We start from the raw sequence: 16465 nt of genomic DNA on the forward strand, positions 1-16465 counted from the left end.
ATTGCCGACGAAGTCGGACTCGGCAAGACGATCGAGGCTGGCATGCTGCTCCGGCAGATGTGGCTGGCCGGTCGCGCTCGGCGCATTCTCGTGCTTACGCCAGCCGCGGTGATGGCGCAATGGCAAGTGGAGCTTCGCGAGAAGTTCAATCTCAACTGGCCGGTATACGACGATGGATGCCTAACTTGGTGCGCGTCGCCGGCCATGCGCGGGGTCGAACCGAGCGTTGTGGGGAGAGCAGACTGGCACCGTCAGCCGGCCGTCATCGCGTCGAGCCAACTCATGCGTCGACGAGACCGCGAGAAAGAGCTTTGCGTGGAGGCCGAACCGTGGGACCTCGTCGTGCTCGATGAAGCACACCACGCGCGGCGCAAGGGTGCCGGTTCGATCGGCGAAGAGGGGCCTAACGCGCTGCTCCGCCTCATGCGGCGGCTGCGAAGTCGCACGAAGGGTCTCGTGCTCCTCACCGCCACGCCAATGCAAGTGCACCCTGTAGAGCTCTGGGACCTCCTCGACCTTCTCGGCCTTCCAGCCGGTTGGGATCAGAACGCCTTTCTTCGGTTCTTCGACCTGACGGCGAAACCTGCGCTATCGCACGACGACCTCGACGAGTTGGCAGCGAGGTTCCGTGCGGTCGAGCGCGAATATGGAGAAACGAGCCCAGAGGCCTTGACTCGTATCGGCGTCGCGGGCCGCGTGCGGGCGCGGCGCATCCTCGCTGCACTGCGGGATGATTCGAGCATTCCGCGCCGCACGCTGAGCGCCGATGACCGCGACGCCGCGGTCCGCCTCATGCGCGTCACGACACCCGTATCACGACTTGTGTCGCGAAACACTCGCGACCTGTTACGGCGCTACTACGAAGCCGGGCGTATCGATACGCCGATCGCCGCTCGCGAAGTACGAGACGAATTCATCGACCTGACGGCGGACGAACGCGCTGTATACGACTCCGTGGAGGAGTACATCTCGACCACGTACAATCGCGCGGCGACAAACGACAGGAATGCGGTTGGGTTCGTGATGACCGTGTATCGGCGTCGCCTCGCGAGCAGCTTTCGCGCTCTTCGCGATACGCTCGAGGCTCGGCTCGAAGCGCTTTCGCGCCGAAGGGATGCGCATGGCAACCGGTTGGCTGGCGAAGATGACGCGTCGGACGATGAGACCAGAGACGACGTGATGGACGCCGAGGAGGCACTCACGTTGGAGCGTCGGGCGCTGCGCAACGAGGAACGCCAAGCCATTGACACGCTGCTACGGCGAGTGGCGAACTTGCCGCTGGACACCAAGGCGCAGCGCCTGTTGGACGTGCTGGCTGCACTGCAGGACGACGGGTACGCGCAGGCGATGGTGTTCACGCAGTTCACTGACACCATGGACTTTCTGCGTGGCCATCTCGCATCCAACGACGCCACCTCGCTCCTCTGCTTTTCGGGGCGCGGGGGAGAAGTGCTGGGGACCGATGGGCAATGGCAGTCGGTGTCGCGCGACGAAGTGAAACGCCGTTTTCGAGAGCAACGTGCCAACATCCTGTTGTGCACCGACGCTGCCGCTGAAGGTCTCAACTTCCAATTCTGCGGCGCGCTCGTGAATTACGACATGCCGTGGAATCCTATGCGTGTCGAGCAACGAATCGGCCGCATCGATCGCGTGGGTCAAAGACATCAAACGGTTCGCATCGTGAATCTGCACTACGCGGATACTGTAGAGGCCGACGTCTACCTCGCGTTACGGAAACGTATCAAGTTGTTCGAATCAGTCGTGGGGCGTCTCCAGCCGATCCTCGCACAGTTGCCACGCACTATCACGGCTACCGTGCTTCAGACGCCGCCGCCAAACAAGCACGAAAGGCAACGTCTCGCGACAAGTATCACCAGCCAGGTTGATGAATTGAATCGTGAGCGTACTGGTCTCGATCTGGACCTTCTCGCTGCCGACGTGCTGGAGGTGCCCGTCCGAACGCCAGCGGCGCTCGACCTCGATCGTCTCGACGACGTGATTCGCAGTGCAACTCTGATGCCTCCTGGTATCGAGGTGCGTCTTCTTGGCCGGCGACAGTACGCCTATCGCGCGCCTGACATGACGGAAGAAATCCGGGTCACAACCGACGCGGCGTTATTCGACGATCACGCTGACAGCTACGAGCTGTGGTCTCCCGGATCACCGGTGTTTCCCACGCCATACGATCGCTAGACGTGCTCGGCCAATCACGTTGATCGATCGCCATAAAGGACGGTCGCTAGTTCGCGAATCGGCTCGACACGTGGCAGGCGGCGGGCGCAGTCCCTCGACGAATTGAGCGAGTGCGAACAACTCCGCCCCATCACGTCGTCTTTCGCGCGTCATCACAGAGTTTTTGCCTACTTTGTAGGCAATAATTCCCCGATGCGCCGAACATGGACGGGGCCAAGGTCGGCCGGCGGCCCAACGGCTCCCGACGTCCAGCGCCGCCTTTCCTCCGAAGCGCAAAACGAGCAGAATTGCCCGACGGCGCTCGAGGTCCAGGACTTCCTGGTCGAGTGCTTGTAGCTCCCTTCATGCGAGGAAACACCATGCGCCGGATCCGCGGTCAGCTGCCGATCCTTGCAGTTGCGTTGTGCGCCACCCTGCCGGCGGTGTCGCAGGCACAGCAGCGCACGCGGGTCGTCACCGTATCCGATGGCGCCGCCGATCCGGCCGTCTCGCCCGACGGTTCCGAGATCGCGCTCAGCATTCTCGGCAAAATCTGGATCGTACCGGCGAACGGCGGCGAGGCGCGGCAGGTGACTAACGGCATCAGCTGGGACTCCCACCCGGCGTGGTCGCCCGACGGACAGTTCCTCGCGTTCTCGCACGAGGGCGGGGACGGGAACGACCTGGTCATGCTCAACCTCGCCACCGGCACGGCGTCGGCCTTTTATCACACCGACGATCAGATTCTCGAGAGCGAGTTCGCACCGAAAGGCGACGAGATCTATTTCGTCGCGATGTCGGAGCAGCTCGACGCGCACGTGATGCACGTGCCGGTCGACGGGGGGAAGGCCGAGCCGGTGACCGAGACGCACAACTGGCACGAGTGGAGCTTCGCGCTCTCGCCCGACGGGCAGCAGATGCTGCTCGCGTCGGGCCACTACGGTGGCGCCGATCTCTTCCAAGTCGACCTGCCGAGCCGCGCGGCCACGCGCCTAACCGACACGCCGTGGCATCAATCGTCCGTGGCGTGGAGTGCCGACGGCAAGACCTTCTACTACATCAGGTCCGTCAACGCGATGGACTCGATCATGGCGATGCCCGCTGCCGGCGGCGCACCGCGCCTCGTCTTCGCGAGTCCGTTCGACGACAAGGAGCTCGCGCTCGCGCCCAACGGGAAGACCGCCGTCCTGTGCGCCGGTCGCAAATTGTACCGTCTCGACCTCCAGACCGGCGCCATCGCGCCGATTCCGTTCACGGCGCGCTTCACGCTCCCGGCGCAGTCGGCGCCGGACATGATCATCACGCACGCGCGACTCTGGGACGGCACGGGCGCGGCCCCGGTCGCCGATCGGACGATCGAAATTCGCGGCGGCAAGATCGCGTCGATCGGGGGGCGCCAGCCTGACGGTGCCGGCGGCGTGCCGGTGATCGACGCGCGCGGCCGCACCGTGATGCCGGCGCTGATGGACAACCACTATCACTTCTGGGACTTCGGCCAGGGGCCGCTGCTCCTGAGCCACGGGATCACGACCATCCGGGATCCGGGCGCACCGCTCTCGCTCAGCATGACGTTCAAGGAGGCGATTGCGTTAGGCATCTTCCCCGGCCCCACCATCTATTCCGCCGGCCCGCTCATCGACGGCCTCGGCGACTACCACCCGCTGGTGGATGTGATGCTCGACGACACCGTCGGCGCGGCGACCGTCGTCCGCGCGTTCAAGGCACAAGGTGTCGATCTGCTGAAAGTGTATTTCATGCTCAAGCCGGAGGTCCTGTGCGCCGTCATCCGCGAGGCGCACAAAGTCGGCTTGCGCGTCACCGGCCACATCGGCGTGCACACGAGTTGGACCCGCGCCATGGACTGCGGGATCGACGGACTCAACCACATTCGGGTGTGGGCCGACTTGCTTCCCGCGAACGAGCAGCCGCAGGGCGAAAACGAGTCGCTCGCTGCCGACAGGAATCCCGTGGCGCGCATGCAATCGGATTGGCACGAGATCGATCCGGACTCGCCGCGCGTGACCGCACTCATTCAGAAGATGGCGCGCTCGAAGGTCGGCTTCGATCCGACGCTGTCCATTCAGCGGATCGACGACGGCATGCGCAAGTCGCTCGGCCTGGCGCAATTCGCGACAGCGCGGGACAGCTATCGGCGCATGTCGCGCTTCGTGGCGCGCGCACAGCAGATGGGCGTGTTCCTGCTTGCGGGCACGGACGACGGCTCGCTGTTCGATGAGATGGAAGCCTACGACAGCGCGGGCGTGCCGAAGACCGCGATCTTGCAGGCGGCGACGGCCAACGGCGCCAAGTGGTTAGGCAAAGATGGCGAGTTCGGCACGATCGAAGTCGGGCGGCGCGCCGATCTGATCATCGTCGACGGCGATCCCTTGAAGACCATGTCGGACATGCGCAAAATCGCCATCGTGGTCCAGGGCGGCCGCATCGTGTTCCGCAAGTAGGCGAGATCGAGCAGGACCCGTCATCGATGCGCGTGTGCGTGACGCGCACGCGCACGAGTCGCCACGCGATCGTCCCCGGTTACCGCTGGGTCCGGCACTCGTCTGCGTAGGGAATTCGATCGCGTCTAACAGACAGGCCAACCAGCCACTTCGGGGACGTTCATGCCTGCTCGCTCCGGTTTTTTCGCGCTTGCCGCCGCGCTCGCGGTGTCGGCCTGCGGCGCGACGATGGTCAACGCCCCGGGACACGCCGGCGCGTATGCGCCGGTGAACGATGCCGATCGCGTCGGGGTGATCAAGTTCCGCGACGACGACCTCCTGCGTGAGAAACGCCGCCAGGATGCGTACAAGCAGATGTACCAGGCGTGCGGCGGCAAGTATTCCATCGTGGATGAGGGCGAGAGCATCGACGGCAAGGAGATCTCGCACTACTCGAACACCAAGACGACGACGGACTCGACCGCGGAATCGACGACGCGCTACCGCCAGCGCAGCGCGACGACCAATGCAAACTCCTCGACGGAGACGAACACCGCGAACTCCTCGACGACCGTGGTGCGCAACCAGCATTATTGGGTGATGCAGTTCCGTTGCGTCCACGACAGCACGGCGCCATCATCACGGTAATCGCCGGCGCTCGACGCCGCGGCGATCGGCAACGTTAGGCAGCCGCGGCACGCCGCGGCGTGGTGGGAGGGCGGGATCCAGTGCGACTGATGTGGTGTAGCATCGCGTGCGCGGTGCTCTTGTTTGCGGCGTCGCCGGCCCGGACCCAACCCATATATCGTCGAGCCGACGTCGACACGGCCGGCCGCCTGCGCGTCACCACATCCTCCGGCGTGACGATCACTCCGCGCATGGACAGCGACCGGGTGGGTGTCGCTGCACCGGCCGTGAGCCTGGATGGCCGGAGCGTCGGGTGGCTGGCGCTCTACTCCAATCCCTACACGTCGTATCCGATTCCGTTGGTGCTCGTGGTGCGCGCGTCCGCGCGGGAACGCCGTTTTCACGGCATCGACCTGCCGATCGGGCAGTGGGCGTTCCTCGACCGTGGCCGCGGGGTCGCTCTGAGCCAGGCTCCGCTCCACGGCGCCGTGACCACGCATTACGAGCTCTACGACGTCGACACGGGCCGGCGGTTAGGCGCGTACGATCAGGCGCCGGACAGCGGTGATGTCCCGTTAGGCGGCCCCCCGCTGCGTGCGGCGCCGGCGTGGGTCCGCCGGGCGTTCGCACGGCCGCCTGATTCGCTCAACCGTTAGGAAATAGGACCGGGCATCCGCCGGACGCCAACGCCGCGGGAGGAGCCGCACGCCGCCATCATTAGAGAGGGCAGCACGGCGCGCCGCGACCTGTCATATTCCACACGGTGATCGTCATCGGACATGCGGCATGCGCAAACAGTACTATTTCCGGAACTCACCCCGCGGTCGACTCGCCTGGGACGTCGAGCGGCTCGTGGAGCTGTCACGCACGTTGCCCGTTCGCTCCGTGCCCTTGAGCGAGATTCGTGCGCTCGATGAAATACTCGACCATGATGGACAGGCCATCACGTGGCGTGGATTCGTCGAACACGCGGCATTGATGAACGAGGCGGATCTCGCGTTTCCGATCATCCTCGCCGCGGATGGTGCGGTGATGGATGGCCGGCATCGCGCGGCCAGGGCGTTGCTCGAAGGACGCGCGCGTTCGCATCCGGGTCTATTCGGCGCGACGCCGTACCGCTGATCATGCTCGAGGGCGCATACTCGTCTCTTCCAGAGCTTGCGGATCTCGTCGAGGTCGCGATACTCGTGGAAGCACCCGCGGCGACGCGGCACGAGCGACTCGCGTTGCGCGCAGCTGTCGATTTTCTCGACGCATGGCACCGGCGATGGGATGCAGCCGAGGATTACTTTTTCACAGAAGTGCGGCCGCGGACATCGTTCGATATCGTGGTGGATTCCATGGCATCGCGCGTGTCGATGAGGTAGGTCGTGTCCATGGTGCACGCCTTATCACTCGTGGATGTCGTGGGCGCGGCCGCCGTCGCGCACGTCGGGTTCGTGCGTTAGGCCACAGGAGCACCGGAGGGGGATCGATGCCGGCGAACTCAGCCGTTCACGTGATGGTCGTCGAGGGATTTGCCGACTGGGAGCCGGCGCACGCCTTGGCGGAGTTGCGCCGCTGGGGCAAACGCACGGTGCGCAGCGTCGGGTTCACGCTCGAGCCGGTCATGACCATGGGCGGCCTCCGGGTGACGCCGGATGTCGATATCGCATCGGTGGAGCCGACCGATGTCGAGGTGCTCATCCTCCCCGGCGGAACGCTGTGGGAGAGCGACGACTATCCGCGGGTGGCGCTCGAGCCGCTCCTAACGAAGCTCGTGGACGCCGGCACGCCCGTCGCCGCGATATGCGCCGCCACGCTCGCGCTGGGCCGCGCGGGCATTCTCGACGACCGACGGCACACGAGCAATGCACGGAGCTATCTGGCCGCGCGCGCAGGTGGATACGCCGGCGGTGAGTACTACGTCGATGTCCCGGTCATTGCCGATCGCCATGTAATCACGGCCAGCGGCCTCGCGGCCGTCGACTTCGCTCGCGCGATCTTCGCCGAGTTGGGTGTTGCCACCGATGACCAGCGAGCGATGTGGTACGACCTGTTCAAGCACGGTCGTCTTCCGGACGTGGTGGCCGCGCCAATCGGCGACGCTCGGACCTGACGGCTCGGATTTCGCATCGGTGCCCGCAGATGCGCCGCCTGCGTTACAACATCGCGATGAGCCTCGACGGCTACATCGCCGATTCCCACGACGGGTTCGACTGGATTCTCAACGATGATACCGTCGACTTCGCTGCCCTCTTCGCACGAGTCGACACGATCATGCTCGGCCGCCGCACATACGACCTCGTTCGCGCGCATGGCGAAATGCCGTGGAAGCCGGACACGCGCGTGTTCGTCGTGTCGCGGACGCTCGCGCCGGAATCGCGCGGCAACGTGACCGTCGTGTCCAGCGATCCGGTCGCGATCGCGTCGTCACTGCGGCGCGAAAGCGGCGACGGCGAGATCTGGCTGTTCGGCGGCGGCCAACTGTTCGCCGAGCTGCTCGCGGGCAACCAGGTGGACGCCGTCGAGGTGACGATCGTTCCCGTGTTGCTCGGCGGCGGGGTGCCGATGCTGGCGCCGACATCGAGTCGCACGACGCTCGCGCTCACGCATTCGCACGTGTATCCGAGCGGAATGGTGGCGCTGCATTACGCGGTGCCCGGCGCGGCGGCGGTCTAACGGTCGGCTGCATGAGGCAACGGAATCTCTATCTTCTGAGGACAATAACGCATGCACGGCCGCCCTTTCAGCGTGTGAGCCGGTCGCGGACTTCGGTGAAGCGCGGGTGCGCCCGAAGCGGCGCATACAACGGCATGTAAAGGGCAAAGCCCGCGAGTAGCTCGTGCGCGTCCGCGCTGCGGCCGGCGAAATCGACGGCGTCGTCCAAGCGACCGGCGGCGATCGCGGCCATCGTGAGCGCCGAGTACGACGCCGGCTCGTACTCCGAACGCAGAACTATCTCGCGGAAATAGGCGTCGGCGCGGCCCACGTCGCCTCGCGCGGCCGCGGCAAACGATGCAGCCGCCAGCACCAATGGTGACCGCGCAGAGATGTCGATGGCGCGCTGCGCATGCCGCACGGCGGTCTCCGTGTCGCCCGTTTCGGCGCAGACCATCGCGAGTGTCGTTAGGCCAAGGATGGAGTGCGGTTCGAGCTCGACCGACTGCTGGGCGGCGGCGAGTGCGTCCGCCGTCTGGCCGGCGATGTCGTACACCTGAGAGGCCAGCGCGCTGACCGTCGGGTTGCGCGGATCATCCAGCTGCGCGCGTCGCGCCTCGATCGCCGCTCGCTCGATATCTCCACACCCCATGATGAGCCCATAGAGCGCGAACATGACGCGTGCCTCCGATTGCATCGGACTCACCTCGAGCGCGCGCTGCCAAGAGCGAACGGCCGCCTGTGCATCCCAGTCGAAGGAGAAGGCAACGACGGCGTGCACGGCCAGGGCATCGGCCAAATCCGGCTGGATCGCGAGGGCTGCGGCGATCGACTGCTTGGCGCGCGCAATCGCCATCGCGGCCGGGGCGCGATTGAAGGTGGCGAGCAAGCGCCACGCCTCGGCCATGGCGGCATGGGCGCGGGCGTGCGTCGGATCCAGCTCCACGACGCGCTCGAGTAGTGTGATTGCGCGGTGCAGGTCGACGCGCCGGCCAACGATGGCGCGCGCTTCGAGGAAGAGCTCGAATGCCTCGACCTGCGCCGGAGTTGCGCGCCCGCGATGCTTGGGGGCCGTGGTGTCGAAGGTGACTTGCAGTTTGGCTGCGATCGCGGCCGCAATTTCGTCCTGCACGGCGAATACATCGACGAGCTCTCGATCGTATCGCTCGGACCAGAGATGATAGCCGTCGGCGACGTCGGTGAGCTGCGCGGTTACGCGAAGCCGGTTTCCTGCTTTGCGTACGCTGCCCTCGAGCACCGTGGCGACGTTCAGCTTCTCGCCAATGGTGCGCAGGTCGTCGCGCGCGCCCTTGAACGAAAACGCCGATGTACGCGCTGCGACGCGAAGCCCATCGATCTGCGTTAGGACGTTGATGATTTCCTCGGAAATGCCGTCGCCCAGGTAGTCGCTCCCCTGCTCGGCGCTCAAGTTCTCGAACGGCAGTACCGCGATCGACTGCGCCGGCGCGCGACCCTGCGCTCGTGTCGGCGATGACATGCTGTCGCGCAGCGCGTCGCGCAGATCGGCTGCCGTCTCGAATCGGTCCATCGGCGTGCGGGCTAACGCGCGGTGGACGATGCGCGCGAGGGGACGCGAGACCGCGTCGCGGAGCGCGGTCACGTCGGCGGGCGTCTGGACGAAGCGTTTCGCGATCACTGACTGAGCCGTCGGTCCGGTGAACGGCGGCTCGCCGACGAGCATTTCATAGAGCACGCAGCCGAGCGAATACACGTCGCTGCGTCCGTCGATGGGTTCGCCCACCGCTTGTTCCGGGCTCATGTAGGCGGGTGTGCCCACGCTCGTGCCGACTTGCGTGAGCGCATCGCCGGCGACGTCGCTCAGCGCTTTGCCGATGCCGAAATCGGCCACGAGCGCGTGGCCGTCTTGCAGCATGATGTTTTCGGGCTTGATGTCGCGGTGTACGATGCCTTGGCGGTGTGCATGGTCGAGCGCCGCTGCAATCTCGGATGCAATGCGGACGGCATCCGGGACGGGCAGCTGCCGATGGGCGGCGAGGCGATCGCGCAGCGAGTGCCCTTGTACGTTAGGCATCACGTAGTACAACGCGCCGTCGCTCTCGCCGGAGTCGAAGAGCGGCAGGATGTGCGGGTGCGCGAGCTTCGCCGCCAGGTGGATCTCGCGCAGAAATCGTTCGCGCCCAACGGACTCCGCGAGGTCGGCGCGCAGTATCTTGACGGCGACGTCGCGGTCGTGCTTGAGGTCGCGTGCGAGGTAGACCGTCGCCATCGCGCCCGCGCCGATTTCGCGTTCGATGCGATAGCGGCCGGAGAGCGTGTCGGGGCGAGGGTCGTTGCGGACGGAGCTCATCGGAGGTGCGAACCGGATGGCTTCTCGAGTGACCGCGGTTCAATACGGCGGTGCAAGCCACCCAGATGCGGCCGCCCGTCATATGTAATCGAGACGCAAAGCTGAGCGCCTGCAAGATGCGACAATTGCCACGGATGGGCTCGGTTCCTCGTGCCTCGGCCTCCTGCGTTGCAAATTTGGAGGCGGACTCTCGCGAGGAGACATGTCACACGTCAAACTGGACCCTCGATCGCTCGCCGGCCGGTTGCGCGCCGCGGCGCTTGCTTTTCCCGAGACCACGGAGGATTTTCCGTGGGGCGAGCGCGCGTTCAAGGTGCGCGGAAAGGTGTTTCTGTTTCTGCACACCGAGAAAGGAGGCGTGCGATTCTCGGTCAAGCTTCCGCAGTCGTCGGCGGAGGCGCTCGAGCTACCGAACGTCGAGCCGACCGGGTATGGTCTGGGGAAGCACGGGTGGGTGACGGCTGATGTCGATGCGACGCGGGATGCGCCGATGGAGACCTATGAGGCGTGGCTCGCCGAGAGCTATCGGGCGGTGGCGCCGAAGAGCATCCTCGTCAAACTCGACGACCCGAGGCGGACGATGAAGCAATAGCGGCCGTTCAATCGACGTGTCGCCGACACCGGCACGAACCGAGGTGCCCATCGCATGCCCGTCATCGCGTTCCGCCCCGACAAAGTTAGGCAATCGATGTCGCAGTGCCGCCACCCGCGCGGCTGGCTCGGTCGACTCTCGGTGTGGTCGATGAATCGGCGGCATTCGGCGCTCACCGATTGGGGACTGCAACAGGTATCGATCGGGGTGGGCGACACCATTCTGGACGTGGGCTGCGGCGGTGGACGGACGGTGGCAAAGCTGGCGGTGCGCGCGCCGGAGGGGCACGTCTACGGCATCGACGTTGCGCCGGCGAGCATCGCCGTGTCTCGCCGGACGAACCGGCAGGCAATCGAGGCGGGGCGGGTCTCGATCGAGGAGGCGTCGGCGTCGGCACTTCCGTTCGCGCGCGACACGTTCGACCTGGTGACCGCCGTCGAGACGCATTTCTGGTGGCAGTCGTTAGGCGACGGCATGCGTGACATCTGTCGCGTGCTCAAACCGCGCGGCCGCCTCGTGCTCATCGCCGAGTTCTACAACGGCGGTCGGCACGCCCGGTACGCCGAGCGGTTGGGGCGCATCACGGGCATGGCGGCGCTCGACGTCGGCCAGCACCAGGCGCTGTTCACCGATGCCGGATTCACAGACGTTCGGGTCGCCGAAGATGCGCCGCGCGGATGGATCTGCGCGCTCGGCGCAAAGCCACAGGAGTGATCGACGTGTCCGAGCGCACGCGGTGGCACATGGCCATTGATGGCGGGGTCGTGCGCCGTCCCTTCGTCCGCGTGGCGCGACGGTGACACATCGCATCGTGATCATGGGCAACGCGGGGTCCGGCAAATCGACCATGGCCGCACGCCTGTCCGCTGACCTCCGGATCCCGCATCTGGATCTCGACAGCCTTGCCTGGCAGGAGGTGGCCGTCAGGCGGCCGGTCGACGATAGCGCGGCGATGATCCGCCAGTTCGTCGGCGCGAACCCGGCGTGGGTTGTGGAAGGGTGCTATGCCGGGCTGTTAGGCGTGGCGCTGCCGCATGCGTCCGAGCTGCGGTTCCTCAATCCCGGCATTGAGGCGTGCGTGGCCAACTGCCGCGCGCGCCCGTGGGAGCCGCACAAGTACGCGACGAAAGGCGAGCAGGATGCGCGGCTGGAGTTTCTGCTCGCCTGGGTGCGCGAATACGACACCCGCGATGACGAGTACGCGTTGTCCGCACATCGCCGGCTCTATGACGCCTTCGCGGGCGCCAAGCGCGAGTACACCGGACTGCTTGCCTAACCAGCGCGTTCCTTATTCACCCATGGCCTTGAGGATCATGCGCTTCGGCCGGCGCCCGTCCCATTCGCCGTAGAAAATGCGCTGCCACGGGCCGAGGTCGAGGCGGCCGCCGGTGACCGGCACGATCACCTCGTGGCCGATGGCGAGCGAGCGCAGGTGCGCCGCTGCATTATCCTCGCCCGTCTCGTTGTGCCGGTATCGCTTGGGGTCCCAGGGTGCGATCGACTGCTCGAGCCAGGCGAGAATGTCTTGCCACAACCCCGGCTCGTGGTCGTTCACGAACACAGACGCCGAGATGTGCATCGCGGACACGAGTACGAAGCCATCGGCGATGCCGGCGGCGGCGCGACACTGTTCGACTTCATCGGTGATGTCGATGATTTCTTGCCGGCGTTTCGTGTTGAACGTGAGATACGTGGTGTGCGTCTTCATGGGAAACTCGTGAGCGTTAGGACGCCGCGTGGCTTGGTGGCGGATCGATGACGCGGTTTCGTATGGCCGTCATTTAGGCGAGGCCGGTGATGCCTGACGACCTGGAGCACGCGTTGCCCACGCGATCGGCTGCATGTGATTGGAAAAGGTTGACGATGATTCACAGCACGACGCGTACCGGTGTCGGCCTAGCGCCGGAGTGGGCGCTCGTCCGGGTGCGACGTTACCTGGAGCCTAACGTGGACCCGGGCAAAACGCGTCCGGGATCGTTCGATCTACGCGGCGTTGGCACGTTGCGCCGCTTGCGGGGCTGTCGTGGAGCGTTTGAGCATCCATCGATAGAGGAAGATGACGATGCCGATGAATGCCAGCACGCCCAACCACGGCGCCGGCTTGAACGATTCGGGTACGAGCGCGATCGGCGCCTCGGTGGCGAGCGCAACGATGAGGCCGGCATTGATCACGCCCCACACGCTCTCGCCCACGATCAGTCCCGACGCCACGAGCGTCCCCAATCGCTGCGCGCGCTCGGGGTCGGGCATGTGGCGCGCGCGGCGCTCGTACCAGTGCGACAGAATGGCGCCGATGATGACTGCGAACGTCGCCGACATCGGAAGATAGATGCCGATACCAACCGCCAGCGGCGGGATGCGCAGTTTGTGCATCACGCCGAGAACTTCATCGAGGATTATGAGTGCGATGCCGACGAGCGCACCGATGCCGATCATGTTCCAGTCGAGGTGTCCGCCAATGACGCCGGTTGCGAGCGCGGAGATGAGCGTGGCCTGGGGGGCGGGAAGCGGGTTGTGTGCGAGCACGCCCACGTTTGCCGCGCCCGCGAATCCGTACGCCTTGGCGAGGAGATTCAGTACCCACGGGACGACGCCGGCGCCGGCGCCGACACCGACAATGAGCGCGATCTGCTGGCGCATCGGCGAGGCGCCGACCAACTGGCCGGTCTTCAGGTCTTGCAGGTTGTCGTTGGAGATCGTCGCGCAGGCAAAAACAATAGCGGTGACGAACAGCGAGATCGCGATGAGCGCGGGCCGCGCATCCGCCGACGGCCTAACAGCGACGGCGAAGATCGATGCGCACACGACGATCGAGAGGATGCCGACGCCGGAGATCGGGCTGTTGGACGCGCCGATGAGGCCGGCCATGTAGCCGCAGATGCCGGCGATGATGAAGCCGACGATGATGACGAACGGCACCGAGATGACGGTGAGCAACACCGCGTCGTGCGCGAGCACCGTGGAGCGTGCGAACGAGAACGCGAGCCATCCGGCGATCACGGCGCAGACCGCGGCGAGCGCCATGATCCACGGGGGAGAGAGGTCGCGATCGCGGTCGTCGGTGGTGCGTGCGGCTTTCGATGCGGACAGTGTGCTGACGAGACCGGCGACGACGGGACGCGCCAACCGAGCGAGCGTGTAGATGGCCGCGATGCCGATGGTGCCGGCGCCCAGGAATCGCACTTGTGTTCGCCAGATAGCGCTTGTGTGATCGGCGATGCTCATGCCCGCCGGCGCGTGTTGCATGGCGGTGAGTATGGGGACGGCGATGACCCAGGAGATGATTTGTCCGACGAGCATGGCCATGCCGACCGAGAGTCCCACGAGCTGTCCGGCGCCGAGGAGCGCGAGCGACCATGCGAAGTCGTACCCGCTGGCGGCGTTCGTGCCTAACGATACGTATCCCGTGAGGCCGCCGGCCACGATGCGCGTGCCGGTCAGGATCGCGAGTCCCGCCGAGGTGACCGAGCCCAGGATGACGGCGACGAGTCCCTCGCGGGCTTCGCCGGTATCGTCTTTGACTTCACCGCGGGTGCCCGATCCGACTTTGAGCACTTCGGCGGCGGCAACGCCTTCGGGGTAGGGCAGGTCGGAGTTGGTGACGAGTGCGCGGCGCAGCGGGATAGTAAAGAGCACGCCCAGGACGCCGCCGCTCAGGCAGATGAAAAAGGACTCCCAGAAGGGGAATCCGGTCCACCACCCGACGATGACGAGGCCGGGCAAGACGAAGATGATGGCGGAGAGTGTTCCGGCCGCGGAGGCGACGGTCTGGACGATGTTGTTTTCGAGGATCGTGGAATCCTTGACGACGCTCAGCACCGCCATCGAGATGACGGCGGCGGGAATGGACGAGGCGAAAGTGAGCCCGACCTTGAGGCCGAGGTAGACGTTGGCGGCGGTGAAGAGCGTGGTGATGAGCACACCGAGCACGAGCCCGCGGATGGTGAGTTCTTTGGGTTTCATCATGGTTAGGCGTGCGGGGGCGAGATCGCCTGGACCCGGGGCGGGTCTGGCGGCGGCGGTGTGCCGGTCAACGAGCGGGACGGCCTTGGGGCACTAATGTTCGCGGCGAGAGCCGCCGAAGCAAGCACTTTGTGCAATCCGGGGATTCCGCGCTGTGCGGTTTCGCCTGGCTACCTAACTTTCGGCGCGTGGTCACTCGCTACGAACGGCATGCTAACTTCCTCGCCATGACCAACCGCAAATCCGACGAGCTGCCCGTGCGCCTGTTCAAGGACGACGCGGCATGGGAAGCATGGCTCGCCAAGCAGCACGCCAAGTCCGCGGGATTGTGGCTGCGGATTGCCAAGGCAAGGTCGAAGGTCAAATCGGTGTCGTACGCCGAGGCGCTCGACGTCGCACTGTGTTACGGCTGGATCGACGGGCAAAAGAAGACGTTCGATGAGGCGACGTGGCTCCAGAAGTTCACGCCGCGCGGCAAGCGGAGCATCTGGTCGAAGATCAACCGTGAGAAAGTGCAGCGTCTCGTCGAGAGCGGCCGCATGCAGTCACCCGGTCTCGAGGCTGTGGACCGCGCGAAGGCGCACGGTCAGTGGCACTCCGCGTACGATTCGCATCGCACCGCCGGCGTGCCGGACGACCTTCAGCGCGCGCTCGACGCGCACCCGAAGGCGAAGGCGTTTTTCGCGACCCTGAACAGCGCGAACCGATACGCCATTCTGTTCCGGATCCAGACGGCGAAGCGAGCGGAAACGCGCGCGAAGAAAATCGAGCAGTTCATCAGTATGTTGGAGCGACACGAGGTGATCCACCCGTAGTCGCGCGCGCCTTGCCGCGTGCGGCATTGCAGGTTTCTCTCGAGCCGAGCATCGTGCTGGTCGCCGAAATCACGCGCGTACACTTTGCTGGCGACACTGACAACTTCACACATGCGGATGGGTGAGGACATGGGCAAGCTGGTCTTCGGCATGATGCAGTCCCTCGACGGCTACGTCGATGGCGTCACGGACCGGCTGGAATTCCCTCCGCCCGGGGTCGAACTGTCCCATCATTTCAACGATCACATGCGCGGCCTCGCCGGCTCCTTGTACGGTCGACGGATGTACGAGATCATGCGCTACTGGGACGACGATCGCCCGGACTGGGATGCGGTCGACCACGACTTCGCGGCGGCATGGCGGGCCAAGCCGAAATGGGTCGTCTCGCGCACGCTGAAATCGGTCGGCGCGAACGCCACACTCATCGCGGCGAACGTCGACGCGTTCGTTCGCAGGCTGAAAGCGGACGTCGAAGGTGAAATCGACGTCGCGGGACCCACCCTGGCGGCGAGCCTAACCGAACTCGGTCTCATCGACGAATATCGTCTTTATTTTCGTCCGTTGGTCCTTGGCGCAGGCAAGCCGTACTTTGCCGGCGCGCGGCCGCCGCTCCGCATCGTCGCCAGCGATCGCATTGGCGAGGAAGCGGTTCGGTTGACGTGTGTTCCCGCTTGAGCTGTTGCGCGAGGAGCGATACTTGATCGAGCGGTTTCCGCTCGAGTACGGCTCGTACAAGATGTCGGTGCGGCGATGGCTTTGAAACACGGCCACTTCACCGGGTTAGGCATGGCGATGGCCGAGCTCGCCGTGATGGGCGTGCCGTCGCGGCCGCGCATCTCATCTTCAGGTGCGCGCGATCCTTTCGTTAGTCGTTAGCGCCGGTTGGCCG

At 65.4% G+C, this 16465-nt stretch carries 17 protein-coding genes; 14 read left to right on the forward strand and 3 right to left on the reverse strand.

From position 1 onward, the window contains the following. From VFW04_16850 to VFW04_16885, 8 genes are all read left to right on the forward strand, one after another. A complete protein-coding gene (locus VFW04_16850; GenBank protein ID HEX5181002.1) occupies window positions 1-2193 on the forward strand; it encodes a helicase-related protein in 2193 nt (730 codons plus the stop codon). Between the two features lie 359 nt (window positions 2194-2552). Further along, entirely contained in the window at window positions 2553-4631 is a 2079-nt protein-coding gene (locus VFW04_16855) for an amidohydrolase family protein (GenBank protein HEX5181003.1), read from the forward strand. 162 nt (window positions 4632-4793) lie between these two features. After that, window positions 4794-5258 (forward strand): hypothetical protein, encoded by a 465-nt coding sequence (locus VFW04_16860; GenBank protein HEX5181004.1) that lies wholly within the window; start codon window positions 4794-4796, stop codon window positions 5256-5258. Window positions 5259-5347: 89 nt separating this feature from the next. Next, on the forward strand, window positions 5348-5893 hold the full coding sequence (locus VFW04_16865; protein ID HEX5181005.1) for a hypothetical protein: 546 nt from the start codon (window positions 5348-5350) through the stop codon (window positions 5891-5893). A gap of 130 nt (window positions 5894-6023) precedes the next feature. Next, entirely contained in the window at window positions 6024-6359 is a 336-nt protein-coding gene (locus tag VFW04_16870; GenBank protein ID HEX5181006.1) for a hypothetical protein, read from the forward strand. Window positions 6360-6361: 2 nt separating this feature from the next. Continuing rightward, complete coding sequence (locus VFW04_16875) at window positions 6362-6604, forward strand: hypothetical protein (protein ID HEX5181007.1); 243 nt, start codon at window positions 6362-6364, stop codon at window positions 6602-6604. A 107-nt stretch (window positions 6605-6711) separates the two neighbouring features. Then, window positions 6712-7335: a DJ-1/PfpI family protein gene (locus tag VFW04_16880; GenBank protein HEX5181008.1), complete on the forward strand. Its 624-nt coding sequence runs from the start codon at window positions 6712-6714 to the stop codon at window positions 7333-7335. 29 nt (window positions 7336-7364) lie between these two features. Further along, a complete protein-coding gene (locus tag VFW04_16885) occupies window positions 7365-7898 on the forward strand; it encodes a dihydrofolate reductase family protein (protein ID HEX5181009.1) in 534 nt (177 codons plus the stop codon). A 67-nt stretch (window positions 7899-7965) separates the two neighbouring features. Here VFW04_16885 and VFW04_16890 read toward each other — a convergent pair whose 3' ends face one another. Next, window positions 7966-10206, reverse strand: a complete 2241-nt coding sequence (locus VFW04_16890) for a protein kinase (protein ID HEX5181010.1) — start codon at window positions 10204-10206, stop codon at window positions 7966-7968. Window positions 10207-10408: 202 nt separating this feature from the next. Between VFW04_16890 and VFW04_16895 the strand changes: the two genes are divergently transcribed. From VFW04_16895 to VFW04_16905, 3 genes are all read left to right on the forward strand, one after another. Next, on the forward strand, window positions 10409-10798 hold the full coding sequence (locus tag VFW04_16895) for an MmcQ/YjbR family DNA-binding protein (GenBank protein HEX5181011.1): 390 nt from the start codon (window positions 10409-10411) through the stop codon (window positions 10796-10798). Window positions 10799-10852: 54 nt separating this feature from the next. Next, the gene (locus VFW04_16900) at window positions 10853-11512 is read left to right on the forward strand and encodes a class I SAM-dependent methyltransferase (protein ID HEX5181012.1); all 660 of its coding nucleotides are present in this window, start codon (window positions 10853-10855) and stop codon (window positions 11510-11512) included. Window positions 11513-11594: 82 nt separating this feature from the next. Further along, a complete protein-coding gene (locus tag VFW04_16905) occupies window positions 11595-12074 on the forward strand; it encodes a hypothetical protein (protein HEX5181013.1) in 480 nt (159 codons plus the stop codon). A gap of 12 nt (window positions 12075-12086) precedes the next feature. On the opposite strand, the gene VFW04_16910 is transcribed toward VFW04_16905, so the two are convergent. Together VFW04_16910 and VFW04_16915 are read right to left on the reverse strand one after the other, a co-directional pair. Beyond that, complete coding sequence (locus VFW04_16910) at window positions 12087-12506, reverse strand: secondary thiamine-phosphate synthase enzyme YjbQ (GenBank protein ID HEX5181014.1); 420 nt, start codon at window positions 12504-12506, stop codon at window positions 12087-12089. 275 nt (window positions 12507-12781) lie between these two features. Then, window positions 12782-14764 carry an oligopeptide transporter, OPT family gene (locus tag VFW04_16915; protein ID HEX5181015.1) on the reverse strand — a complete coding sequence of 661 codons (1983 nt, stop codon included), beginning with the start codon at window positions 14762-14764 and terminating at the stop codon, window positions 12782-12784. 224 nt (window positions 14765-14988) lie between these two features. Between VFW04_16915 and VFW04_16920 the strand changes: the two genes are divergently transcribed. The 3 genes from VFW04_16920 to VFW04_16930 all read left to right on the forward strand — a co-directional run bounded on the left by VFW04_16920 (window position 14989) and on the right by VFW04_16930 (window position 16452). Then, entirely contained in the window at window positions 14989-15576 is a 588-nt protein-coding gene (locus VFW04_16920; GenBank protein ID HEX5181016.1) for a YdeI/OmpD-associated family protein, read from the forward strand. A 111-nt stretch (window positions 15577-15687) separates the two neighbouring features. Then, window positions 15688-16251 carry a dihydrofolate reductase family protein gene (locus tag VFW04_16925; GenBank protein HEX5181017.1) on the forward strand — a complete coding sequence of 188 codons (564 nt, stop codon included), beginning with the start codon at window positions 15688-15690 and terminating at the stop codon, window positions 16249-16251. Between the two features lie 75 nt (window positions 16252-16326). Beyond that, complete coding sequence (locus tag VFW04_16930) at window positions 16327-16452, forward strand: hypothetical protein (GenBank protein ID HEX5181018.1); 126 nt, start codon at window positions 16327-16329, stop codon at window positions 16450-16452. Window positions 16453-16465: the final 13 nt, after the last annotated feature.

It is taken from the genome of Gemmatimonadaceae bacterium (assembly GCA_036273715.1).
Lineage (GTDB): Bacteria > Gemmatimonadota > Gemmatimonadetes > Gemmatimonadales > Gemmatimonadaceae > JADGGM01.